This window comes from Moorena sp. SIO3I8 (assembly GCF_010692325.1).
In the GTDB taxonomy this organism is placed as follows: Bacteria; Cyanobacteriota; Cyanobacteriia; order Cyanobacteriales; family Coleofasciculaceae; genus Moorena.
Map to the genome: position 1 here is coordinate 20,706 of NZ_JAAHHW010000034.1, position 24,361 is coordinate 45,066.

Annotated in this window: 18 protein-coding genes; 6 read left to right on the forward strand and 12 right to left on the reverse strand. The window is 43.0% G+C overall.

Annotation, left to right across the window (positions count from 1 at the left end; all coding sequences use genetic code 11):
- Positions 1 to 35: 35 nt before the first annotated feature.
- The 5 genes from F6K51_RS15435 to F6K51_RS15455 form a co-directional block, all read right to left on the reverse strand.
- Complete coding sequence (locus F6K51_RS15435; protein WP_293021533.1) at positions 36 to 1,286, reverse strand: transposase; 1,251 nt, start codon at positions 1,284 to 1,286, stop codon at positions 36 to 38.
- A gap of 414 nt (positions 1,287 to 1,700) precedes the next feature.
- Positions 1,701 to 2,765: a KGK domain-containing protein gene (locus F6K51_RS15440; RefSeq protein WP_293021534.1), complete on the reverse strand. Its 1,065-nt coding sequence runs from the start codon at positions 2,763 to 2,765 to the stop codon at positions 1,701 to 1,703.
- Between the two features lie 201 nt (positions 2,766 to 2,966).
- Positions 2,967 to 4,061 carry a c-type cytochrome biogenesis protein CcsB gene (ccsB, locus tag F6K51_RS15445; protein ID WP_293021535.1) on the reverse strand — a complete coding sequence of 365 codons (1,095 nt, stop codon included), beginning with the start codon at positions 4,059 to 4,061 and terminating at the stop codon, positions 2,967 to 2,969.
- 118 nt (positions 4,062 to 4,179) lie between these two features.
- Positions 4,180 to 5,718 (reverse strand): MBOAT family protein, encoded by a 1,539-nt coding sequence (locus tag F6K51_RS15450; RefSeq protein WP_293021580.1) that lies wholly within the window; start codon positions 5,716 to 5,718, stop codon positions 4,180 to 4,182.
- Between the two features lie 397 nt (positions 5,719 to 6,115).
- Entirely contained in the window at positions 6,116 to 9,118 is a 3,003-nt protein-coding gene (locus tag F6K51_RS15455; RefSeq protein WP_293021536.1) for a DUF1574 family protein, read from the reverse strand.
- Between the two features lie 401 nt (positions 9,119 to 9,519).
- Here F6K51_RS15455 and F6K51_RS15460 point away from each other — a divergent pair, with 401 nt between their 5' ends.
- A complete protein-coding gene (locus F6K51_RS15460; RefSeq protein WP_293021538.1) occupies positions 9,520 to 9,753 on the forward strand; it encodes a hypothetical protein in 234 nt (77 codons plus the stop codon).
- A gap of 47 nt (positions 9,754 to 9,800) precedes the next feature.
- Here F6K51_RS15460 and F6K51_RS15465 read toward each other — a convergent pair whose 3' ends face one another.
- The gene (locus F6K51_RS15465) at positions 9,801 to 10,925 is read right to left on the reverse strand and encodes a pentapeptide repeat-containing protein (protein ID WP_293021539.1); all 1,125 of its coding nucleotides are present in this window, start codon (positions 10,923 to 10,925) and stop codon (positions 9,801 to 9,803) included.
- A gap of 268 nt (positions 10,926 to 11,193) precedes the next feature.
- The gene (gene hemB, locus F6K51_RS15470; RefSeq protein WP_293021541.1) at positions 11,194 to 12,216 is read right to left on the reverse strand and encodes a porphobilinogen synthase; all 1,023 of its coding nucleotides are present in this window, start codon (positions 12,214 to 12,216) and stop codon (positions 11,194 to 11,196) included.
- 357 nt (positions 12,217 to 12,573) lie between these two features.
- Here hemB and F6K51_RS15475 point away from each other — a divergent pair, with 357 nt between their 5' ends.
- From F6K51_RS15475 to F6K51_RS15490, 4 genes are all read left to right on the forward strand, one after another.
- Complete coding sequence (locus F6K51_RS15475; RefSeq protein ID WP_293021543.1) at positions 12,574 to 12,702, forward strand: hypothetical protein; 129 nt, start codon at positions 12,574 to 12,576, stop codon at positions 12,700 to 12,702.
- A gap of 36 nt (positions 12,703 to 12,738) precedes the next feature.
- Complete coding sequence (locus F6K51_RS15480) at positions 12,739 to 13,077, forward strand: CU044_2847 family protein (RefSeq protein WP_293021545.1); 339 nt, start codon at positions 12,739 to 12,741, stop codon at positions 13,075 to 13,077.
- A 190-nt stretch (positions 13,078 to 13,267) separates the two neighbouring features.
- Positions 13,268 to 13,408 (forward strand): hypothetical protein, encoded by a 141-nt coding sequence (locus tag F6K51_RS15485; protein WP_293021547.1) that lies wholly within the window; start codon positions 13,268 to 13,270, stop codon positions 13,406 to 13,408.
- Positions 13,409 to 13,412: 4 nt separating this feature from the next.
- Positions 13,413 to 14,306, forward strand: coding sequence for a serine protease (locus tag F6K51_RS15490; protein ID WP_293021549.1), 894 nt, complete (start codon positions 13,413 to 13,415; stop codon positions 14,304 to 14,306).
- A gap of 823 nt (positions 14,307 to 15,129) precedes the next feature.
- Here F6K51_RS15490 and F6K51_RS15495 read toward each other — a convergent pair.
- The 5 genes from F6K51_RS15495 to F6K51_RS15515 all read right to left on the reverse strand — a co-directional run bounded on the left by F6K51_RS15495 (position 15,130) and on the right by F6K51_RS15515 (position 22,055).
- Positions 15,130 to 16,770 (reverse strand): formylglycine-generating enzyme family protein, encoded by a 1,641-nt coding sequence (locus F6K51_RS15495; RefSeq protein ID WP_293021550.1) that lies wholly within the window; start codon positions 16,768 to 16,770, stop codon positions 15,130 to 15,132.
- A complete protein-coding gene (locus F6K51_RS15500) occupies positions 16,742 to 18,553 on the reverse strand; it encodes a hypothetical protein (RefSeq protein WP_293021551.1) in 1,812 nt (603 codons plus the stop codon). The genes F6K51_RS15495 and F6K51_RS15500 overlap by 29 nt, the downstream gene beginning before the upstream one ends.
- Positions 18,550 to 19,503, reverse strand: coding sequence for a MoxR family ATPase (locus F6K51_RS15505; protein ID WP_293021552.1), 954 nt, complete (start codon positions 19,501 to 19,503; stop codon positions 18,550 to 18,552). Before F6K51_RS15505 ends, F6K51_RS15500 begins: the two co-directional genes overlap by 4 nt.
- Positions 19,488 to 20,516, reverse strand: a complete 1,029-nt coding sequence (locus F6K51_RS15510; protein WP_293021554.1) for a hypothetical protein — start codon at positions 20,514 to 20,516, stop codon at positions 19,488 to 19,490. Before F6K51_RS15510 ends, F6K51_RS15505 begins: the two co-directional genes overlap by 16 nt.
- 525 nt (positions 20,517 to 21,041) lie before the next feature.
- Entirely contained in the window at positions 21,042 to 22,055 is a 1,014-nt protein-coding gene (locus tag F6K51_RS15515) for a type I glyceraldehyde-3-phosphate dehydrogenase (protein ID WP_293021582.1), read from the reverse strand.
- A 613-nt stretch (positions 22,056 to 22,668) separates the two neighbouring features.
- On the opposite strand from F6K51_RS15515, the gene murC reads away from it, so the two are divergent.
- Positions 22,669 to 24,213 carry a UDP-N-acetylmuramate--L-alanine ligase gene (gene murC / locus F6K51_RS15520; protein ID WP_293021555.1) on the forward strand — a complete coding sequence of 515 codons (1,545 nt, stop codon included), beginning with the start codon at positions 22,669 to 22,671 and terminating at the stop codon, positions 24,211 to 24,213.
- Positions 24,214 to 24,361: the final 148 nt, after the last annotated feature.

Consider the following 24,361-nt stretch of genomic DNA (forward strand, 5'->3'; position numbering starts at 1 on the left):
TTGTAGGTCATAGATACCGTGACATACTCCCACACTCACCTTTTCAGGTTGAGTGTGGGCTTCTTTCCAACTCCACCTACTGGTTCGGATACTCGGAAAGCTTTATTACCGACGGGATGCCCCACCGCCAACTTTAATATATTGATCGCCGCATTTACATCTCTATCTTCTGTGTACCCGCAGTGAGGACAAGAATGAATACGGTCTTTTAATTTTTTAGGTACTTTTGTCCCACAATTAGAACAGTTTTGACTGGTGTTTCGAGGGTTCACTGCAACTGTGACCAACCCAGCATTTAAGGCCGTAGGCCACGCTACGCGAACGGCTTTGGTTGATAGTATTGACAGAAATTGCCCCCAACCAGCGTCTAATATCGATTTAGCCATTTTAGTTTTGGCCAAACCTTTAATATTTAACTTCTCGTGAGCAACTAGATCATGATTATCTAGTAAGCCCTTTGCAGTTTTAAAATGAAAGTCTTTTCGAGTGTCAGCAACTTTTTTGTGAGCTTTGCCTAGTCTACTGACAGCCTTCTTCCTGTTGTTGCTACCTTTCTTTGATCTACTGACAGCTTTTTGGATTTTTTTTAGCCGTTTTTGAGCTTTTCGATAGTATTGAGGAATTGGTACCTCTGAACCATCGGACTTAATCAAAAATGACTTAAGACCCATGTCTACCCCAATAGGATTGGTTGCACTGTCTACTGGGATGATATTCGGGACAAACTCATCCTGGATGGACAGCGTGACGTAATAACCATCAGATTTTCGAGTTATAGTAGCTGTTTTTATTTTAAATCCTTCTGGAATAGGTCGGTGATAGATCATTTTGACTTTCCCAAACTTAGGAAGAGTCAAAATATTGCCATTTATAGGGTCTTTGCTAAGAGATGGAAATGTAAAAGATTTGTATCTATCTTTACTTTTAAATCTAGGTCTCCCACTCTTCTTCCCATTGCTATCCCCTTTTAGGAACCCCTTAAAAGCTAAATCGACTCTTTTGACACAGTCTTGCAGGACTTGTGATTGAACCACCTTGTACCAAGGTCTATCCTTTTTTAACTGAGGAAGAGTTTTCTTTTGGGAAAAATAGTCGGGATTATTCCTTAGATCTGGTAAATAGCAGACAATAGGACAAGAGTTGATAGAGCAGCGATTCTGTTCGTACCAGTTAAACCTGTCGGCAAGTAGGTAGTTGTATTGATGTCGGAGCATGTCCAACCATCTTTCTACTTCACGTTCTTGATTCTTGGTCAACCTTAATCGATATTGATACGCTGCTCTCATTGTTGTCACATTCTGTTTTTCGACCTATCATCAGGATAACCAAAGTCTTTACATATGTCAATGCAAAATTAAATATAAAAACTTAATGATTAGATTGACTAGTTTTGAAAAAAAGCAACTTAAGCAAGAAGCTGTTCGCGTAGCGTGACCTACGGTCAATCGCAGAGGAATGACTTGCTCCGAGTTACTTAGGAGTTTGATAGCTCGTTTCCCTGTTCCGTGCATACTCTGTGTAAAATTCATCCCACGCTCATCCTTACGGATTGAGACGTGGGGCTTCTTTTACCGGACAGCTAACAATCCTATAAATCCTAAACCCTCAAGGTTCTTGAAAGCTTTGAAATCGGCATGTTCACTACGATGCTCCCATGTCAACATTTACCACAACATTTAGCAATAGACTATTATTTAAGCTTATTTAAGCTCATTCATTTCTTGCCAGACATCATCCATTAGGGAATTATCATCACCGTTTTCTGATTCCTCATCAAAGGAAATATCGTCCAGTTGAAACATGTCTTCATCACTATCATCAGACATTTCACCCAGATCAAAATCATTACTACTGTCTGTTGATACTGCTGACAAATCCAGCAAATCTTCTTCCGCTGCTGTCGGTGATTCTAGGAACTCTATATCTTCGTCACTTTCGGAAAGTTCTCCTAAATCAAACTCATCTTCTTCTTGACTGGTTGGGGTTTGTTCAAAACCAATATCTTCCTCACTATCGGAAAAGTCTCCTAAATCAAACTCATCTTCTTCTTGACTGGTTGGGGTTTGTTCAAAACCAATATCTTCCTCACTATCGGAAAAGTCTCCTAAATCAAAGTCATCTTCTTCTTGACTGCTTGGGTTTTGTTCGAAACCAATATCTTCCTGACTTTCCGCACTATCGGAAAAGTCTCCTAAATCAAAGTCATCTTCTTGACTGCTTGGGGTTTGTTCGAGAGCAATGTCTTCATCTGCATCAAGTGTAGGTTTCAGTGTGATCTCATCCGAGATAGTAGTTGAGGTATCTTCCTCTAGTGCTTCAGCTACTGATATTCCAGTAGCAGTCACAGCGGCTGTGGCTGCTCCAACTCCAAGGTCGAATCCAGAATCATTGCTAGTTTCTGGCTCTGCAAGGTCTGGCTGTTCTGCTACCTGGGTTGATGTGCTTTGCAATGTTTTACCACCAATAGCTGATATATCATCAACTTTATCCTGAGTCTCGACAAGGCAAAATTCTAGATTAAGTCTTACCTTGCCTTGCTGCCAGTCATTAGCAGCAAATTGCAACACTTCACAGGGAATACCCGATTCCCTAAACCAACTTTCCTGTTCTGGAGTCCATTCATCCCCTAAAACTTCTACCAATTTCTTTTTGATAGCAACTAAGAATTCACCGACCCTAAAGGTACGGTTACCAATAAAGATTTGAGCAGATTCATCCACTGATAGTACTTCACCAACAGCGAGTGGCTTGAACTGATTATCCACGACTATTTTCCCCGATCAAACTTTTCGATAAGCTTCCATGCCTAGAGGGCAGGAGTTTCATTGCCCAACCATGGAGCCAAATATTCCTTTGAGCCAAAGGTCGGTTTCCTAGGGTTAATTCCCCGATGCCTCTAGGCATTAAAGCGGGTTTTAAGTAGAAGCAATTTAGGGCATGCACTCAATCACGGAAATATATAGTTCTTAGAAGAACCAGCCGTAGGAATGTAAGCCTTTACCCAATAGATTGACTCCTAGATAGCAAACCCAGACAACTAGAAGTCCTGTTCCTGCCAAAATTGCTGGTCGGCGTCCTTGCCAGCCACGGGTAATGCGGGCATGGAGATAGGCAGCAAACACTAGCCAGGTAATTAATGCCCAGGTTTCTTTTGGGTCCCAACTCCAGTATGAACCCCAAGCCTCGTTTGCCCAAACGGCACCGGCAATAATCCCAATGGTGAGCAGAGGAAATCCCAGCCCAATAATACGATAGCTGATATTATCGAGAGTGTCGGCAATATTTAGCCTCTGGGGTGAGAGGGTGGGTGCTGTGGATACCGATGGTACGGGTGAGTCGGGGGTAGTGACTAAATCTAGCACTGCTGTAGTACTAGCTGCATTAATCTCTCCGACTTCAGCTAAAGGGGATGAGGTATCAGAGGTAACTAGAGGCTGAGAAATTGCTTGTTTACCGGTGCGCTGTAGTTTAAAATTGGAATTCCCTGGTAAGTTATTCGGTAAGTTAGTCTTGCTGCGATAGCCACCAGTCCCGACAGAACTTCCTCGCAGTTCCACGTTCTGACCACGAGTAATCACTAAAAATGCGATCGCTACCAGGGAACCCACCATCAGGGTGGCGTAACTGAGCATCATGATGCTAACATGCATCATTAACCAATTGGATTTCAGAGCAGGTACCAATGGAGCACTTTCCTGCATGTCTGGTGGTAGGGATAGAGCCGCAAACGCGGTAATTCCCATGGCGACTGGTGCAGTAGCCACCCCTACCAATCGGCTGCGACTCATGTTTTCAGCAATTAGATGAACTGTGGTAATTCCCCAGGTTAGGAAAAACAGGGATTCATAGAGATTACTGATCGGGAAATAGCCTGCCTCTAGCCATCTTGCTCCGAGTAAGGTAGCAGTGCAAAGGTTGGCGGTTGCCATGCCTGATGTTCCTAAGGCTGACAAATAAGGGATTTTAGGAAAAGCGGCTCCTACCCAGTAAATTAACATCGTCACAAAAAGGACGAAAAAGGCAATATTATCTAATTTGTTCTGGAGTGTAACCAGATCCATACAGCGTTCTCTCTCAAGTCTTGTATAAAGCTTATATTATTGCAGCATTACTACTATCCTATCCCTTCGATCTGCCCCTTTTGATAGAGTTCTAGTGCGTTATAGCCCTACGCGCAAGTCAAAAATCGAAATAAATGTAAGGGAGACCACTCTGAGGAGCAAACAACCAAACTACGTAGAGACCTACTGGTACCAACAACAACTTCACCGGCCAGTTGAGTTGTAATTTCAGACCCCTTCGGATAGTGTAAACCCCAGCCATTGAGGCTGCTAAGCTAACTAACAGGAGAACCACCCAGAAGCGTTCCATACCAATAGCGGTTAAGTAGACTTTTTGAGCAAATTGGATATCAGCTGGGTGACCCCATAGATTCTGAATGACTAAACTGGCTTGTGTGAGATTGGGGATGCGGAAAAAAATCCAGGCAGTAAACACCATAAATTGGGTCAAAAACCAGCTTACCAAGACCCCTGACCAACTTTGCCACCAACGTTTTATCCCATCTCTATTTTCACAGAAAGCTTCGGTCAAGCGATGGATAACTAAGGCTAGACCATGCAAGCCACCCCAGGCTACAAATCCCCAAGCTGCTCCATGCCAGATACCAATAATGACCATTACAATGAATAGGTTAAGGCAGGTACGAGCAACCCCTTTACGGGAACCGCCCAAGGGAAAGTAGAGATAGTTACGGATCCAATCCCCTAGAGTGATGTGCCAGCGACGCCAGAAATCCGCAATGCTGATACTGAAATAGGGAAAATCAAAGTTTTCTGGAAGATTAATGCCCAGTAACACTGCACTACCACGGGCAATGTCTACATAGCCGCTGAAATCGAAATAGAGTTGTAAACCGTAGGCAAAGATAGCTAACCATAAATCTCCACTACCAGCCCGTTCTATATTGCCAAAACACAAATCAACAAAAATACCAATGTGGTCCGCTAACAGTGCCTTTTTAATCGCACCAGATGTAATCAACCAAAGTCCTTCTGTTGCTCGGTCAAAACTTGGAAATTGTAAGGTTTTCAGTTCAATAGCAAACGGATGATAACGAGTAATTGGACCAGAAATAAGTTTAGGAAAAAACAACTTATAAGCAGCAAACTGGAGGAGATTACGAGTTGCTGGAGCCCCACGATAGACATCAATGATATAAGCAATGCCCTCAAATATAAAAAACGATATTCCTAGAGTAACAATTAAGTTATCCCTAATCCAATTAGCCCCATCTTGAGCAATTGTTAAGTTGAGAATTACTGCTAAATTGGACAATATAAAAGGAATATACTTGAAGCCAAGCAAAAAGATAACATTTATTAAAATACCTAGGCTCAGTAGTCTTGAACGTCGGTTATTCCAAAAACTATCAGCCACTAGCCATTCTTCATTGGAAAGATGATAATTAGTAGCATGGGAACCAGAAACTGTATTCGTACCTAGTGCTTGTCCAAAGTAAAAATTAATTAAGGTAATCAATACCAACAGGGGAATGTACTGGATTTGTAGTGAAGCATAAAATATTAGACTGCTAATTAATAAAAGCAAAAGTTTTAGTTTCGGAGAACCTGTGGCAGCTGTAGAACGTTGCACCAACCAGTAGATTCCCAAAACTGCTAACAAGAAACAGCTGTAGGTAATCGAAATAAATGACATAAAGATAAAGGATGAAGGATGTTCCCCTGATACCGTTACGGTAGGGTAGGCTGAAGGGTTAATATCGTTTCGGTTTGAATACTTATAGCGGTTTGCGTAGCGGTGCGACCCCGGTCGGGTTTCCCGACAAGCGTGAAAGCGCAACAAGAGAATTGTAATTAATAAAGTTGGCAAACCGCTATATACTTATTGGCATTGCTGAATCTTCGAATGAATATAAGGTGGTGCGTTACGGGCAGCAACCTAACAAGGCGCGAAGAGGCGGTCAGAGCGGTCCCGTCTTATCACGCACCCTACGCAACTGTCTATTAAAATCATTCCATTATTAAGCAACACCTAATTATTGGGTGTTCGTCAATTTAAAACTGATTAGTGATTAATGATTAATCACTAATCACTAATCACTAATCACTAATGACCAAGGCATCATTGGATCTTTAGCCAACTGGTTAGAAACTTGGTAAGCACCATACCGGTTGAGATGGCTGGGGTCGGAAAAGTAGTCATGTTTAGTTAGCAACATTTTATTGAAATCTCTGAAAATTAATCCCCCTTCTAAATCAAAATTGTACATGTATCGCTGAAACTGTTTTTCATATTTAGTCCGCACTGGATCTAAATATTCTTTAGTCAGGGGTAGGTTGACCATAACGATACTAAGGTCATGCTTCTGGGCAAATTCCATCAAATTTCTTAGGGCTTTGTCTTGCTGACCTCCTAGCTGAAAATACCGGTAATCACCATCATAAATACCGGGAACTTTAGGATGTTTTTGGTAGTAGGTAGCGGTGTTAAAACGAGTTGACAGGGGAAGGAATCCATCAAAGTCAATTTTCCAGGTTGGGGATAATGTATTTTGAGGCTTTTTGGCAGTCTCGGTTGTGTCTGGTTGCAGGAACTTTTCTAGGTCAACCAACTTTTCCTGTAACAGGGATTTGAGCTGGCTTCGGTGAGGATAAGTTAACGAAATTTTGGCTATTGACTGATTTAGCCAGCCACTGATGAACTGATATCCATCATTCAAAACCTCTAGAGGTTGGTCTGTGGTATCTGTCGGTAATGGCGGTTCTTTAGTGCGGTTCGGAAAAACTCCTGCCATTAGAGCTTCGTAGCCTGGTGATGCGATAATCGAGTTGTAGGTAGCATCAACTCGACCATTGTTAAAGGCTCTGACCCCATCAGCCCAAATTATCAATTTAGGCAGTTGCTCTGGAGTTAAGACGCGCCGAACCATGAAGTCTACTACCTGAGCTGTGGCACCATTAACCCCAAAGTTAAACACGTCAATGTCAGGATAGCCCTGTTCTTCTAAGGCATCTTGCAGGGCAATGGGATCGATTCCCCGCATGGCCCTGGAACTCCCCATAATCAGGACATCAGGGATACCACTCTGAAGCAGGCGTTGTTGGTACAGAGCTAGCTTTTCATCTAACATCTGGTTATTGAATGAAGGATTGGGCGATCGCGCTGCAGCCAGCATGGCTGCCATGGTGGCATTGCCGTTTTCATTCACAATCACCATGGTATCCCCAGGAGCAGTAAACCCAGAGGTGTTGAAGTTTTTAGTCCCAAGACCCGCCCCTTTTTGCAAAGATAGTTGGGGCAAAGCAATGGGTTTGGGTGATGAGTTAGTCACTGCCTTTACTTCCGCTGACGGTGAGGCTTGAGACTGTAGGAGCTCACTAAAACGCCAATCTGTGATCAGTGTTAGTAGTAATCCTGCTACGCCCCATACCATGGCTACTCCTACGCCTTGGATAGATAATTTCCCCTTGGCCTGTCTCTTGTCTGAGAAGGCTGCCATGTTTTGGTTTTCTACAGTGGGTACAAATAGCTGAGAGTAGCATAGTAAACGCTGGAGTATGTAAGCTACACCATCAACTGCTCCTTTTAAACCCTGGTTGAGATCGTCGTGGGTTAAATCACGACGCAGTACTGGTTCCCCAGTGGGAGTTACCAAATCACTCAGGTACGCATCTGAGGCAGCAAACTCTGGGGTAGCTTCTGGGACTAGACGCTGTCGATGAACAAAATCAACTCCATAGTTCCAGGAGGGGGAGGTAGCACCAGCCCGACGTCCATAGAGCCGTAACCCAGTAATTTCTGACATAGCCAGCTGCTCTAGGAAGCGGGTAATTTTTCGAGTGACCTGAGATTTTCGAGGACAGACCGTTGCCTCGCTCATGATGTGCAACAAGTCTTGTTTACGGCGAATTTTTACCCTTACTCCACCTGTTACCAATCGTTGGTCAATGTCGGGATTAAGTAAGCGCTCCAACAAAAAGGTCAAGGCATTGTGATGCCCTGTTTGGGCTAAGGAATAGGTGGATTCTCCTAAACTCTGGTGGTCTGCTGCTGGTAAGTTGAGCCAGTGAATCCAGGCTGGGGATTCGGTTTCTGGCAGTAAGGAATTTTTGGCAACTTGACCATTGTTTCCAAAGGGGGATTGGAGAGACTCAGCTTCCTGAGACAGTAACGTTTGACTAGGGAACTGACTTGAGTCTACACCATAAATAGTTGCACCCTGGATTCCTTGAGGAGCGATTAAATCCAGTACTGAGGCAATGGCACTGACTACAGTTTCTTTTTCTGGGGCAATAGTTTTCCGGCGGTGGATGACGCTACAAAATACATGTAGGGTGCTTTCTTTAAGAATAGCCCGAACGGTTATTCCCACCGCTGCTAACCCCTGATTTAATAACCGCTGGATTGCTTCTACATCTCCCCAACGAGCCCATTCCTTGAGGACTTCTTCTGGAGGGGTCAAATCTACTCGCAGCTTCCAATCAGGAGTGGCTTCGCCACTTACCTGAAAGCAAATCACGGCATCTCGAAACCCTTGGAGTTGCAAGGAATGTAACCGGTCGATGATGGACTCAGATAGTAAGGATGGATCGGGGCTGTAGTTAGAATTACAAATTATCCAGAGCCGTCGGTTAGGGGGTGAAGGGTGAAGGTTAGTTTGTTTAAGGTTAGAACTTGCCCCGGAAAATCTTCTAGCTTTGGAATCTTGGTTTTGGATCCGGACTTTAACACTGACACCTAGGTAACTGAGGGATTCACTCAGATAACGAGCGATCGCATCTGGAGAACCAGAACGGGCAAGACTTTCGTTTGAGACAGTTAATTCCGCATCAGTGGTTATGGCATCGAAAGACGTCTGGGAAGATTGGTTATAAGCATTAGTGGCATCATCGGTCGGTAGTTTGATAGCGATTTGCTTAATCCAGTCTGGACGTTTCTGCCCCACTCGACGCCCATAAACAATTATTTGATAGATCGGGTTTGCTAAGTCTAGGGGAAACTGAACTTCTCCCTGTTGCAGTTTCAGGGCTTTGATCAGGGGGTTGATCACCTTATTGGCTTCTACTCCCTGAGGGTGTTCACAGAGAATGTGCAAATTGTTCCCTCGCAAACGGATTCGTATGGATAACCCGGGTTGCCTAATGGCACAATAAGCCCACTTGGCAAGGGAGGAGGGAGGAGCTTTTGGGAGACGCTGATCGACATCCAACATCACAAATTGATTAACTGGACTGGTAACGGACGAATGATTTCTTCATATCTTAGATGCTCGCCTTGATTTAAGCACAATTTTCTGAAGACTACTTATTTGTTGGGCAAATAAAATTAATTTAGCTGACAATAGAGGTTGAAATCCTCACTCACAGGACTACATGACAATCGGTTCCCAAGTCAATACTACTCAGGTAGCAGCCCATTGCTGCCTAACTTCTGCTCAAGGGAACTGATGTTAAATTTTCGGCTTTGTTTAGTTCATTTGTACTAAAATTAACCCAGATGTCTTCTTCTCAACCAGAAATACCAGAAATCAGGTCTGCTGACTTCTTTAATTTAGAAATGCCCACAAAATTCTTTGTAAGTCTAGGGACTGCTCCAATGCTCTTAGGTATACTCTCAATAAAAGCTATGGGTTCATGGTTAGAAACCACAGGTATTAGTAGTGAGGAAGTGTTTCGAGGGCAGAGATTGCCTGTTCTCCCCTTCCCAGATTTGGAAAGGGATGATCAATAATTGAAATTTGCTGTTATGTTTGCTATCGATCTACTACAGAGTTGGTATTAGTCGTGGATACTGCCATCGGGCAAAACTGCCCCCCTTAGGTTTGCCCCTGTCAGTTTCACTAAGAGCTTACCATTAGAACCCACTTTAGCTCCACTCATGTCAGCTCCACTCAAATCAGCTCCACTCAAATCAGCTCCAATCAGATTAGCCTCTCGTAAGTTAGCCTTACTGAGGTTAGCTTGAAATAAATTGGCTCTAAATAGATTAGCACCTTCGAGGTTAGCCTCAGCAAGATTGACCCGATGGAGAAAGCAGTCTTTTAGGTTAGCCTGACTTAAGTTAGCGGATTGGAGATTCCGATTTGAGAAGTCTCTTTCTTTGAGGTCTGCTCCCCTAAAATCAGCACCACTCAAGTCAGGAGGGGCTTTGGGAGCCCGAGTTTGAGCGGGAGTGGATGGCTGGGTTCTAGAGTTACCGGGGGGCTGGGCAGTCCGAGCTTGGGCTTGAGTAGTCCGAGTTTGGGCGGTCGTGGATGGTTGGGCTCTTGATTCAGCAGGGGGCTTGGGATTCTGAGGTTGGGCGGGAGTGTATGGTTGGGCTCTAGAGTCACCAGGGGTCTTGGGAGTGCGAGGTTGGGCGGGAGTGTATGGTTGGGCTCTTGATTCAGCAGGGGTCTTGGGAGTGCGAGGTTGGGCGGGAGTGTATGGTTGGGCTCTAGCGTTAGCAGGAGTCTTGGGAGTGCGAGGTTGGGCGGGAGTGTATGGTTGGGCTCTAGCGTTAGCAGGGGTCTTGGGGGTCCGAGATTGAGCGGTCGTGGATGCTTGGGCTCTAGATCGTTCTGGTTGTTTGTATTTGTAATAGTTTGGTGGGTTTGGCTGGGCTGATGGTGGTGGTTTTGGTCTTGGATTTGGATTGCGATAATCCCGATACGGTGTTCTTGCCCTAGCTTGCTTTTGTGAAGCAGTGGGTGATTTATGATGCGATCGCAATTTTTCTCGTGCCTGATTCAGTAACTTAAGTTTTTCTTCAGCTTTTTGCTTGAGGCGAGGATTATCCTCAGGCACACGATCGGGATGCCAAATAAATGCCAAATCCTTGTAAGCCTGGTTCACTTCTTCCGGTGATGCTCCAGGCTCCAGTTCAAGAACTCTATAGCATTGCTCTAGCTCATTTTGCTTCACCACCATATTATGTGTAACCTAGCGACTTTTCCTTTCTCGACTCTAGACTATCAACTCTAGGCTTGCTTGTGTTGTTCCCTATAGTCTACAGACTACAGCCTAGGTAAGCATTCAGCGGTCAGCGATCAGCTATCAGCGATCAGTTACAAGCTATCAGTGTGTCGCGTATCAGCTATCAACCAAAGGCCAACGGCTGACCGCTGACTGCTGACTGCTGACTGCTGACTGCTGATAACTGACCGCTGAGCGCTAACTACGGTTCAATGCCTTACTGCAGGATTTTAGCTACTTCTTTGGCAAAATAGGTCAAAATTAAGTCAGCACCAGCCCGCTTCATGCTAGTCAGGGTTTCCATCATGACTTTTTTCTCATCAATCCAACCATTCTGACCGGCTGCTTTAATCATGGCGTACTCACCACTAACATTGTATGCAGCAACGGGTAAATTAGTATGCTGTCTAACCCGGTGGATAACATCCATATAGGCTAAAGCGGGTTTAACCATGACCATGTCTGCCCCTTCTGAGATATCCAAGTCGATTTCTTTGAGGGCTTCAAGGGCGTTAGCGGGATCCATTTGGTAAGTCTTCTTGTCACCAAATTTAGGAGCTGAATCTAGGGCATCCCGGAATGGACCATAATAAGCGGAGGCGTATTTAGCGGAATAGGCCAAAATTCCGACATCAGTGTAGCCTTCACTATCTAGAGCTTTGCGAATTGCACCAATGCGTCCATCCATCATGTCGGAAGGCGCTACCATATCTGCCCCTGCTGCAGCTTGAGATAGGGCCATTTTTATCAATACTTCCACGGTGGCGTCATTTAGGATAGTGCCATCTTCGGTGACAATGCCATCATGACCATCACTGGAAAAGGGATCAAGGGCAACATCGGTAATCACCACTAGCTCTGGCACTTCTTGCTTAATTGCTCTGATGGTGCGTTGGATTAATCCATCCGGGTTGTAGCTTTCAGTACCGGTAGCATCTTTCAAGTCTTGGGGAATCAGAGGGAAAAGTGCGATCGCATTAATCCCCAGTTCAAATGCCTCGGTTACTTCTTTGAGCAATAAGTCCAGAGAATAGCGGTAACAGCCTGGCATGGACTTAACCTCTGGTTTTAGACCTTGACCTTCCATCACAAATACTGGATAAATCAGGTCATTAACCGTCAGTTGATTCTCTTGAACCATCCGACGAAAGGCTGCTGTACGGCGCAGACGTCGAGGCCGATGGGTTAATTGGAGTTGGTCGGAAGCTATTGACTTGTCAATCAAGTTGGGTAAGGACATAGTGAATCCGGTAGTAGATGTGAACTTGAGTTAAGTCTGTTAAATTCGTGAAGTTCATTATCAAGCATTTTGGTTTCAAAAATTATTCTGCGCAATAAAACTTTGATTTTGCTGGTTGACTTGACTGGTGACGGTAGGTTGTCAGGGGTGAAGGGAGTGGTTACTTATCGCAAGAGAAGTATAGTAGACTTCTTGCAGAAGTAGGGAGCAGGGAGCAGGGAGCAGGGAGCAGGGACAAGAAGATGTCTTAAGGCATGTGATAAGGCATGTGATAACTAGTAGGGTGAGTTAATAACGTACCCTACTAGTAGAGTTATTTAGAGTTAGTTAGAGTTATTGATCGCGCTTTTTAGTCTAATGAGGTATACAAGATTTTTTTCCTCTTGCCTATTGCCTATTGCTAGCATGCCTATTGCCTCTTACCTGCTCCCTGCTCCCTGCTCCCTGCTCCCTAAAAACCCGAAATTTGTACCTCACAAGTCGTAGAATTCTATATAGTTATTTAGAGTTATTTATAGCTTAATGAAAGAAAAACAGCTGGCTGAATTTTTATTGTCCGATGGCACTACGTTCCTGGTGGAGGTAGAAGAACCAGAAAGCAACGCCATTGAACGGGTAGCTTTACCCTCCGGGAAGTATGTGCTCAAAGCTCAACAGTCCTTTGAAGAAGCATTGGAAAAGGTTAAACCTGTGGCGTCTACGATTATTTCTAAATTGCGTGACCTTGATACTCCTGCTGATCAAGTAGAGGTGAAATTTGGGTTGACGCTCACGGCTGATGCTGGGGCAATCTTTACCTCTGTTGGTGGTGAGGTTAGCTACGAAATTACTCTGAAATGGTCCCAAGATAAATCTAAATAAGATACAGCGGTTTGCCATTCAATTAGGTACAAAGTTTTGGGTTTTTAGGGACTTCGGAGCAGGGAGCAGGGAGCAGAAACCCACCCCTAACCCCTCCCAGGAGGGGAAAAGAGGTAAGAGGGAAAACAATCCTGTGTACCTGATAGTTATGCAAACCGCCGTAAATCTCAATACAGAGTTTTTAATAACCATGAGGTATACAGGATTTTTTCTTTTTTCCCTCTTGCCTCTTGCCTATTGCCTCTTGCTTCTTCCCTGCTCCCTACTCCCTGCTCCCTGCTCCCTAAAACCCAGAACGAAAGTACCTCACCGAAATTACAAACCACTGTAAGTCAATGGCGAACCATAACACTAATTCCTTTGAAGGGTTTAAAACCTCTATTGTTAGAATTTATCATAGTAATGGCGCAGTTGTGGGAGCAGGGTTTTTAGTCTCTAACGGCTATTTGCTAACCTGTGCTCATGTGATTACTGAAGCCTTAGGAATTTTACAAACTACTCAAGACGCTCCTACTGAACCAATTCACTTAGATTTTCCTTTCATTGCTCCCGGTCAGAAACTAACCGCTAGTGTGGTGTTTTGGAAATCGGTTTCCGAGACTGAAGTAATTGAAGATATTGCTGGCTTAAGGCTCAATAGTAAATTACCTGACTCCGCTCAACCAGTGCAGTTAGTGACAGCAGAGAATTTGTGGAACCATTTGATTAGAGTTTTTGGCTTTCCCAAAGGGCATGATCATGGGGTATGGGCATCGGCAGTATTGCGAGACAAAAATGCCAAAGGCTGGCTACAGATAGAAGATATTAAAGTGCCTGGGTATCAAGTTGAGCCAGGATTTAGCGGTGCTCCTGTGTGGGATGAGGAGTTAGCAGGAGTGGTGGGGATGGCAGTAGCAGCAGAGAAGCGCAGAGAGAATGTTAAAGCCGGATTTTTAGTTCCTACTCAGGTTTTGAATCAATCTTGGTCTGAATTACGGCAATTGGGGGAAATTTTGACTAATTCTCAACGGTTAACATCTGGAAAGCGTCGTCGCCTTCAGCAAAAATTGGAAGATTTACAACAGTCTTATGATAGAGCGAGAGAGAAACTCCGTAGATTGCGTAATGAACGTGCTATTGCCAATGACCCGAGTACTGAATATAAGTTAGATATGGATATAGAAAAAGAACAAGGTGAACTTGATAAACTTGAGTTGCAGATTGAGGAAATTGAAGAAAAGCTTGGTTAAATCATGTAGATTATGATGTAATTAGCTGGCCAAATTTTTATTTATTAAAATCCAAGTTAAGAAATAGAATTAGAGTACTAAGGGAAAACCAAATTATGATAAAACTGGGTAAAGTTTGTGAAATAATGTAAACCCATAAATCATTGATAAAAGGAATAGTATTCAATAATTTACTAAAGATTGTTTGTAATACCAAGGCAACAAAACTAAATAAATATTGAAAGAAGAATACTATCCACCAATTGCCTTTAACTATAGAGCAACTGTAAGCAAAAGCGGCTTTTCCTCTTTGGTTTCTGAGAATAAAAGCAAGCCGATAGTATCGATTATTGATTAGATAAATTATACCTGGTATGATAAGTAGCATAATTCGTATAGAAGAGTTAATAACCAATCGAAAATATAGGAATACTAAAGGAAATATGCTCGCAAATATTTTTTTGACTACACTATGATAGTTAGTATTTCTTCCGTAAACATAATTTTCTATAATAACTGATGTGGCTATAAAATATATCTCTATTATCAAAAACCAAAAAACCCATAAACCAAGCTCCAATAATTCCAATGACAATCCTGAAAAATTATTTTTAAAATAAAATAACACAGCTGATTCAATTACTATTAAAGGTAACCATATTGTCGAAAACAATAGTAGCATAGGTTTCAAGTTCTTAAGATAAACATACAAACTCATTGACATTAATTCTATTAATCCGAGTTTCCGACTTTGAAGTTCATAGAGAATACTCATATTGATTGATACACAAAAGGTTATTGTTACAAGAAACAAGGTTAAATTATATGGGATTTAATCTCAATTTTATGCTTGTATGGAAAAAGCAATTCGAAATCCAATGGTGATAATTTTATTGCCAGGGGGAACGCCATTGCGATAGCCAGAACGACACACGTTTGGACTGTCAAGCCAAGACCCACCTCTGATCACTCGATGGGATACTCTATCATTAGTTATTCTAGCGGTTCCGTCTACGGGTGCATTAAGATAGTTGTCATACCAGTGGTCAGCACACCACTCCCAGACATTACCATGGAGGTCCTCTAGTCCAAAGCCATTAGCTGCTTGATGAGAGCCAACTTCAGTTGTCTGTTGACTCAATTTACCCTTTGGTCCAGAACGGTATTTTTGAGTACCGTCATAAGTCGCTACTTTGGGAGAAATGGTTTCACCAAAGTGAAAAGGAGTAGCTGTGCCAGCACGACAGGCATATTCCCATTCTGCTTCACTGGGTAAGCGATAGGGTCTACCTGTTTGTAGTTGCAAGCGCTCACAGAACTCAATTGCCTCGAACCAGGTAACCCCTTCTACTGGCAGGTTTTTATCTGGGAAGCGTGAGGGAGCAGACGGTAAGTCAATCCTAATTTTATCTGTCCTGGCAATAGCTTTCCACTGGGCTTGAGTCACAGGAAACCTACTCAGAAAGAAGGGAGCAACGTTAACTAAATGTTGAGGTTGTTCTCGATAGTCTCCCTCCTTATCTGGTGAGCCCATTTGAAATTCTCCTCCTGGAATCTGCACCATTTCCAATACAGTATTCTCTCCCAGTTGTTCATAAAAAACCTCTGCCTGACCCCGGTCACGATTGATCACCCATTCTGAACTCGATCCTATAAATCTAGGTTGTTTAATCAGTTCAGCCCTTTCAAACTCCAATGGATGTAAGGAAGGAGGAGGGACTTTAACAGTATTAATAGTCCAAACTGACTCCTCAAATTCTGGAATAGGTAAAATAACTCCTGCTATGACTAGGCGATTATTTGGGTTTGGCAACTGGTCAAACTTAGATGCTGCTGCTTGTTCATGGCCACGAGCCAAATCCCGCATCCCTTCAAGGTAGGTCAACAAAGGCTGAAATTGCCCTTCCCTGAGGGGAATAGCCAGTGTTTCTGCTAGCTTAGACATTCGCACCCACTCTGTTTTTTGAGCTAGACTTAATTGGGTCAGTTGTAATGCTAAGTCACGAGCTGCTGCTTCAGGGTCAATATATGCTAGGGCAGTCCACCGTTGAGCTTGAGCAATAGTCCGAACAGAATTCTTGGGACTATTGAGTTGTGGTTTTATATAAGCCAGCAGGAAATAAGCTAGGGTTTTAATGCGCTGATGATTATGTTGGTTAAATAGAGGATTACTGTTGAGTTGCTCTAGCAATACATTTCGCATCTCCGGCTCAAGCTCGTATAATTCACGTCCCACTTCATGACACAGAGGGGATAGTAGTAAATCTGCCACCGCTATCCAGGGAATCTTTAAATTTTCGTTTCGTATATCTTGCTGAAAGTTAGCCCACAGACAATAGAGCAAATCAGGCATCAGAGCAATGGGAAATGCCGCATGATAGGCAAAATACAAATGTGGTTCACCAAATTTATCCCTAAAGGATTGAATTCTTTGGATAATGTCTGGTGAAGTAGTTTTAGTTGTAGAATTTTCGATCCCGTCCACGTAATGTCTCTATAGCTTGATAAAATTCCTGACGATTAACTTCAAACATAGGAACTAGCTTGGCAATTTCCTCAGCAGTGGTGGATTCCCAACGGTGACGGGGAAAAGGATTAAGCCAAGCAATGGGAGGTACATAGTGTTTTAACTCCTTCAGAAAAAATTTGGTGCGACGACGACGCCTAGAACTAAACTGTCCACGAGCAGCCCCGGCATCACTAAATATTAAGCAAACTACTCGTGTTTTTGGCAGTTGTGACAGACAATCTTCAATTGGTACTGCTTCTAAGTGGTATGGATCTTGGTAAAGATAGTCACTGGGACAGTTATGGAAATAATACACCCTGACTTGATTAAAACGTCCACCTCTTGAGGCTGTATCGACCAGTGCTTGTGAAAGGTGATGAAAAGGCACCATCGAGCCATCTTGATCGATCAGCAATAAAAGCTCTATCTTATTAATGCGACGAGGCTTTAGTACCGGATTGAGTAGAATACCCTGTTGTCCAATTTGCTCTACGGTTGCTTCCAGGTCTAGTTCCCTTGGTACCCCCTCTCCCATCAAATGTCGCAGATAGCGCCACCCTTGCTTCATTTGCCGATAGGTAACCGGAAGATCGTTATTGATAATCAGGAAAGTCTCTCCCAGCTGACTGTCAGGCTGTTTGATTGCTTTGGCAACTTGTATTTCGTCAAATAGGGTCTGAATAACATTAGGGGAAAGTTTACCTATGGGTAGATTCATGGGCTCCTTAGTATCTTCGTGATCAGAAGCACTAATTATTTGGCATAGACTTCTCATTTTCACAACAATTTTCACAAAAATCAGTATGATCAAAAATCCTGCAATTGTAATCAGATAACTTTCCCACCAAGCCCACCAAGCACCAAATCGTTCTCCTAAATCATAAAACCAAGCAGTTGATCTTCTATCTTCTGGATCATTAATAGTCAAAGTTGCAGTGTCTTTTGGACTTATTATGACTTGCCTTTGAGGGTTAGTTAATCGCAGAGTGATTTTCTCATCACCCTCGAAAATTGTGTCATCTAAGATAGGAAGAGGTACTTCCTGCACTCCAGATTTACCATCATTAAAAGTCACAGTGATAGACGTTTTTTTGAAGTCCTTAAATGAGTCTATTGATTTTATGCAATCATCATCTGTTTTATATATCCTATATTTACAATAATTAACTAATTTTTCTAGATAATAATCATCTGTTTCATCAATAATAATTGTTGCACTGACCTCACCTCTACTGCCACCAGTGCGGGCAATCATAATTTTTGAATTTTTGTCATTCTCTTGTATATCGCCAAGGGATTTAGACAAGGGATCAGTATCAAAAAAGCTTAAGGTTCCAGGATTGTCTGGCAGTGGTTTTGGCCATAGGAAAGGGGTAGTGATACCTGTTACTAATAAAGCAATAACTCCCAAAATAATGTATCGAATCCCTCGAACATGTTTACGCTTTTTGGTATTGGCATCATCAGCTTCTGATCTATCTACAATCTTTTCTTGATATCGACTTGTTTCCGTAGTACTTGGTAAAATCTGTTGTCTAGTATCTTCGGGGATGAACTGGTCAAAATACTCTTGGAATATGAGTTGCTCCTGATCAGATTTAACCCAAAGGGTGGAACAAAGTTGAGCTAAAGCATTGCGGTCATCCTTACCGAAACCACCATCCACTGCTTGGAGCAACAGGTGATATTCCTCTAACCCTAAGGGTAGTCCTGCTTCTCGGAGACGATTGAATAACTCTAGCAGTGCTGGCTCATTCATTCCGTATCCTCACTTAGCCTGAGATAACTAATATGTGCTTCCCAACTCTTTAGCAATACTTCTAAATAGGGAAGCGGTTTCTGGGATAATTTTCGTAATGCCTCTTCCAGAGTATCTTGCTTTAGGGCTTGAATCCAATCCAATAATTCACTGGTACTTACTTTTTTAGCAGATCGTCCGGTTTCCTCTGCCATTAATTCACGCAATTCTAAAAATCGGGAAACGGATTTTTGGGTCAGGTCATCGGCAATATCTGGAAACCGAGCTTTGACAATCTCCACAATCTGCTGGTATTTAGGAAATTTAACGTAGTGGAATAAACACCGGCGTAGGAAAGCATCCGGTAAATCTTTCTCATCATTACTAGTTATCAAGATAATCGGTGCGGCTTTGGCACTGATTTCCATTTCTTGATCATCGACTCTAACTTCTTCAACTTTAATAATTTGTTCCTCAAGTTCGAGAAGCAAGTCATTGGGGAAATCTATATCAGCTTTATCAATTTCATCAATCAATACTACTGTACGTTGGTCATTATTAAAGGCTCGTCCCAGTGGTCCCAGACGCACATAGGAGGTTGGGTGATCAAATCGTTGCTTTTCTGCCTGTGTCAAGGAACCAGATGCCGCCAATTGAGCATCCCGCAACCTGCCCACGGTATCATAGGTATAGAGTCCATCTTTGGCTCGGCTAGTGGATTTGATATACCAAGCCTCGAAAGGCAGTCCTAACTCATAGGCTACTGCGATCGCTAATTTGGTTTTACCACATCCAGGCTCACCCCTTAGCAGTAGTGGACGCTTTAAGTAAATCGCTAAATTCACTGCGTCTATTAATTCTTTGCTAGGAAGATAGGGATAAATGAGTTTGCCCTGATAGGTTTCTCCAGACTTTTTGGGTTGAACTCGACCGGTGTATTTAGGATAATCTTTATTTACAGGCGAAACCATTTTTCCTCCTGGTCATACCAATTACAGCCGCAGAGCTCACAAATTTTACGAAACGTAGGCTCTGGAATGCCTTTCTTTGCCAACAGTATTTTAACAGTTTGCTCTTTATCAAGGGAAAGAGTCTCTGGTAAATAGTCTTCTTGGTAATCGAGCCAAGTTCTAATGGTTTCGCGACAAAAGGGGATAATTTCTGGTAATTCAAAGGGAAGTCTAGTTTTAAAATCAGGTTGGTAATCAGTGACAAAACCAATATTCCATGACTTTACCAATCCTTGATAATCTAGAAAAAAGATTAACAACTTAAATTGACTTGGTTGATGTTGGGATATCCTTTGAACTAGCCCAGTCCATAAATTATCAATTAAATCTCTCAAATTATCTTCAATGGATTCATCGACATTATTAAAACAGATCAAAACATGCTGGGATTGCCATAACTTTAACAGTCCAGTCACAATCTCACCAGCAGAGCTTTCTTCTGCTAAACTAATTCTACCAGCAAATTCTTCCCAAATACTGGACATATCAGTCCTTAAGGTTCTTCGGTTTAGATCAATAAGGATAGTTTTCCCTGCCAAGTTTCGGGCAGCATTAAAGGCTAATCGATTCGCTAACCATCGTTGACCATAGTCACGAGACTTACCATGAATGAGAAATGCACCGTGAGATTGTTGATGGGTTCTGACAATTTTTTCAAATAGCTGTTGTTGCTGCCAATACCCCAACTTGAGCAAAACTTTATGTAAGGTATCAACGTTTTGAGGTTTGTCTATAGCCTGAGAATGATTGCCTTTCTGATAGTTATCGATTTTTTCCTCTATATCATCAAGTTTTTCTTCTATTTCCTCTATCTCTTCTTTACATTCTTTAATTTCCTCCTTTAGCTTAAACTTCACTGCTGTATCAGTCTCAATATTGTACCTTCTCCTGAGCCTACTCAACTTTTCGCTTAATATTTCATAAATTTCTTCAAAGTCTTCTTGTTTTTGCTTCAAGCGTCTAAGTGAGGGCATTGGTCACTCTCAAGATTTAGGTCTAACATAGTAGTTTTCTACCTTACTCCTGATTTTAACTGCTAGAGTCGGTAATTTAGGCTTCTGGCCCATACACCATATGTCTTTTGCCTTTTGCCTCTTGCCTTGCCCGTAGTGCTATATTTGTCACCCTTACCCCAACCAACTTCTAATCCACGAAAATGAAACAGCCCTGACATTGGGAGCAGGGCTGTTTCAAAATGCAATAAGTTAGTGATTTTGGGGAATCGAGGAAATACAACTAAATTTAATTAAAACTAAGCCAATATACTCTTTGAAACCAGACTAATTAGCCTGGTTCAATCAACTGAAACGACTAACAAAACCTTAAATTGTTCGATAACTAGGCACGAAAATTATTCTATCAAACAGACCTACCACAACATTGGGAGACCGATGAGCGAGAGAGGGGAATAAGTTCAACGTATTGGTTCAATAAACAATGAACCATCACGAATCAACACTCTTCCCCAGTCTCTTGCTTTACGAACTAGGCTCTAACAACTAATTCGACCATTTTTGGGCAACTAACTCAGCCAAATCTACAACCCGCTGAGAGTAGCCCCACTCATTGTCATACCAGGCAACAACCTTAACCATATCGCCACCCATGACCATAGTTAAGCTAGAATCCACAATTGACGAAGCATCATGACCCCTGTAATCACAGGAAACAAGAGGTTCGTCGCCGTAAGCCAAAATTCCGTTGAGTGGGCCTTCAGCTGCTTCTTTGAGCACTTGATTGACCTGCTCAGCAATGGTACTTTTCTCCACTTGAACTACCAAGTCAACGATAGACACATTGGGAGTTGGCACCCGCAGAGCAATACCGTTGAGTTTCCCTTTCAGTTCAGGAATCACTAGGGCTACCGCTTTGGCCGCACCAGTAGAGGTAGGGACAATGTTGAGCGCTGCTGCCCGAGCCCGACGTACATCCCGGTGACTCGCATCAAGAAGCCGCTGGTCACCAGTGTAGCTGTGGGTTGTGGTCATTGTTCCTTTGATAATGCCAAACTGTTGATGCAGTACTTTGGCAAAGGGAGCTAGACAGTTGGTAGTACAGCTAGCATTGCTAATCACGTCATTTCCTTCGTGGATGTAGTCTTCATGATTAACACCCATGACGTAGGTGGGGACGTCTCCTTTGCCAGGAGCAGTGATTAGCACTTTCTTAGCACCAGCAGCTATATGCTTGCCAGCTCCATCCTGATCTCGGAAGACACCAGTAGCTTCGATAACTAGGTCAACACCCCAAGAGTCCCAGGGCAAGTTCAAGGGGTTCCGGTCGGATACACACTTGACAGTTTTTCCATTAGCTGTTATGGAATTTTCATCACAACTGATATCTGCATCAAGTTTGCCCAACATTGAGTCGTATTTGAGCAGATGGGCATTTGTCTTGGGATCAGAGGTATCATTGATTCCCACTATATCTAACTGGCTATTCTCCCGAGTCAGCCAGCATCTCATAAAGTTGCGTCCGATGCGTCCAAAACCATTGATCGCTACTCTAATCACTACTTCTTGCCCTCTGTAATTCAAAGTAAATATTTTCTTAATGATCCCAATAATATCGCAAAGGCTGAAACAATTTGAAACTTTTACTGAACTTATGTGGTTTGATGTACTCGTTTTTAAACCAGATGGGTATACTTTACCCTAAAGCTGGAAGTTTTGGCAGGAGAGTCCGCTCTGGGGATGGCACAGATCTGATATTGCCTCGGCAACCTGATTTTACTCACACCATCCCCAAACCCCTCTCCCCTAACCAGTCTCAACCGATTAGTTTGGTATGTAGGTCCATTACCCCCAAAGGAGGCAGTGATAGAGATAAGTCAAAAAATTACCACTAGCTCTGCTCTACTGCTATTTTCTGGGTGTTTATGGGTCTTGGGACGTTTTTCCGGATTGAGAAGTCTGGTTGACGTGTAATATATACGACAATAATCTAGGTACTCAAAAATCAGTTATGTAACAGTTACGTTATCAAACTTAAGGTATTATTGTCCTGTTTGACAGTACAGATGTACTTATTTATCAAAAATTATTCCTCGATCTCTATTTTTCCTGATATGATAGCGCGTGTTATTGGCAAATTAGGCGTGTGCGGTGTGGTGTGTAAGGAGTTAAAATGCCAAAGACTGTTGATTTCAGTAATAAACCATTTCATTTCATTGGTATTGGCGGAATTGGGATGTCAGCTCTTGCCTACATCCTAGCAAAACGCCAATTCCGAGTATCCGGCTCAGATACTCGGACAACGCATATCACGCAAAGTTTGCAAGCAGTAGGTGCTCATATCTTCAAACAGCAGTGTGCCGCCAACTTAGAATTTTTCCAATCCAGGAACGCACCAGCTTGTGAAGACGTAGCAGCTAAAAGGGTTAGCACGAGTTTGAATCCAAAAGCGCTCACAGAAATCTCACAATCAAGTCCGACTATATCTGTAGCTGACCCCTGTTTAGGCTTGCCTCAAGTTATCTGTTCCACAGCAATTAACCCATTGAACTCTGAGTACCAGGCAGCAAAAAAGCTAGGTTGCCCAATTTTCCATCGCTCAGATTTACTAGCGGCGTTGATTGAAGACTATTACAGTATAGCAGTCGCTGGAACTCATGGGAAAACTACAACCAGTAGTTTGATCGGGTATCTATTGTGGCAAGCCGGTTGTGACCCCACCATGATTATCGGTGGTGAGGTGGATGCTATCGGTGGTAATGCCAGGCTGGGAAATGGACCATTACTGGTTGCTGAGGCTGATGAATCCGATGGTTCGTTGGTTAAGCTCTCCGCCGAGATTGGTGTAGTAACCAATATTGAGCTGGATCATCCAGACCATTACCAGAAGTTAGAGGAGGTTGTTGAAATATTCCAGGCTTTCGCCAAGCGCTGTAAGAAGTTAGTGGGATGTATTGATTGCGAGACAGTGCGATCGCAACTAAAACCGAATATCAGCTATAGTCTACGGCGAGATATGGGGGCCGACTATAGCGTTGATGATGTAACTTATGAAGCTAATGGCACTACCGCCAGAGTTTGGGAAGGCAATCAGGTTTTAGGTCGGTTGGAGCTGAAATTGCTAGGCAAACATAATCTCAGCAATGCCCTAGCCGCAGTAGCAGTAGGACGAAATTTGGGGTTGGAGTTTGAGGCAATTGCCTTGGGGATCGCTAGCTTTGAGGGAGCCAAACGCCGATTTGAGCTGCGGGGCAGGTGCAATGATATTAGTTTTGTGGATGACTATGCTCACCACCCCAGTGAAATTAAGGCAACCCTAGCTGCCGCAAGAATCCAGGTCAACGCTGATCAGCGAATAATTGCAATTTTCCAACCCCACCGATATAGTCGTACCCTGAGGTTTCTCCCCGAGTTTAGTGTTTCCTTTAGTAACGCTGACTTGGTGGTTATCAGTGATATATACAGTGCTGGGGAACCAGATTTAGGAGAAATTAGTGGGGAAAACCTTTATCAGGCGATCGCATCTAACCATAAGGATGTACATTACAAACCAACTCTCGAATCAGTGGTAGAGTTTCTGAACCAAATTCTCTGTCCTGGGGACTTAGCCCTATTTTTGGGAGCCGGTAATCTGAATCAGATTATTCCTAAGGTAATGGGGTTTTACCAACAGCATGACGGCTTAGTTAACCAAAGTTTAGCCCGAAAGCATCAATAATTGTGAATCAAGCTAGGGAATTTTAACTATAGACCGTAAGAGAAGGTCAGTATGATCTCAAGTCTCGATGATATTCGTGAATCAACTTTCCACAAACTCTTCTAGGTATTCTACCCCCTAGCAACTTCAGCCAATTTCACTGCCAAAA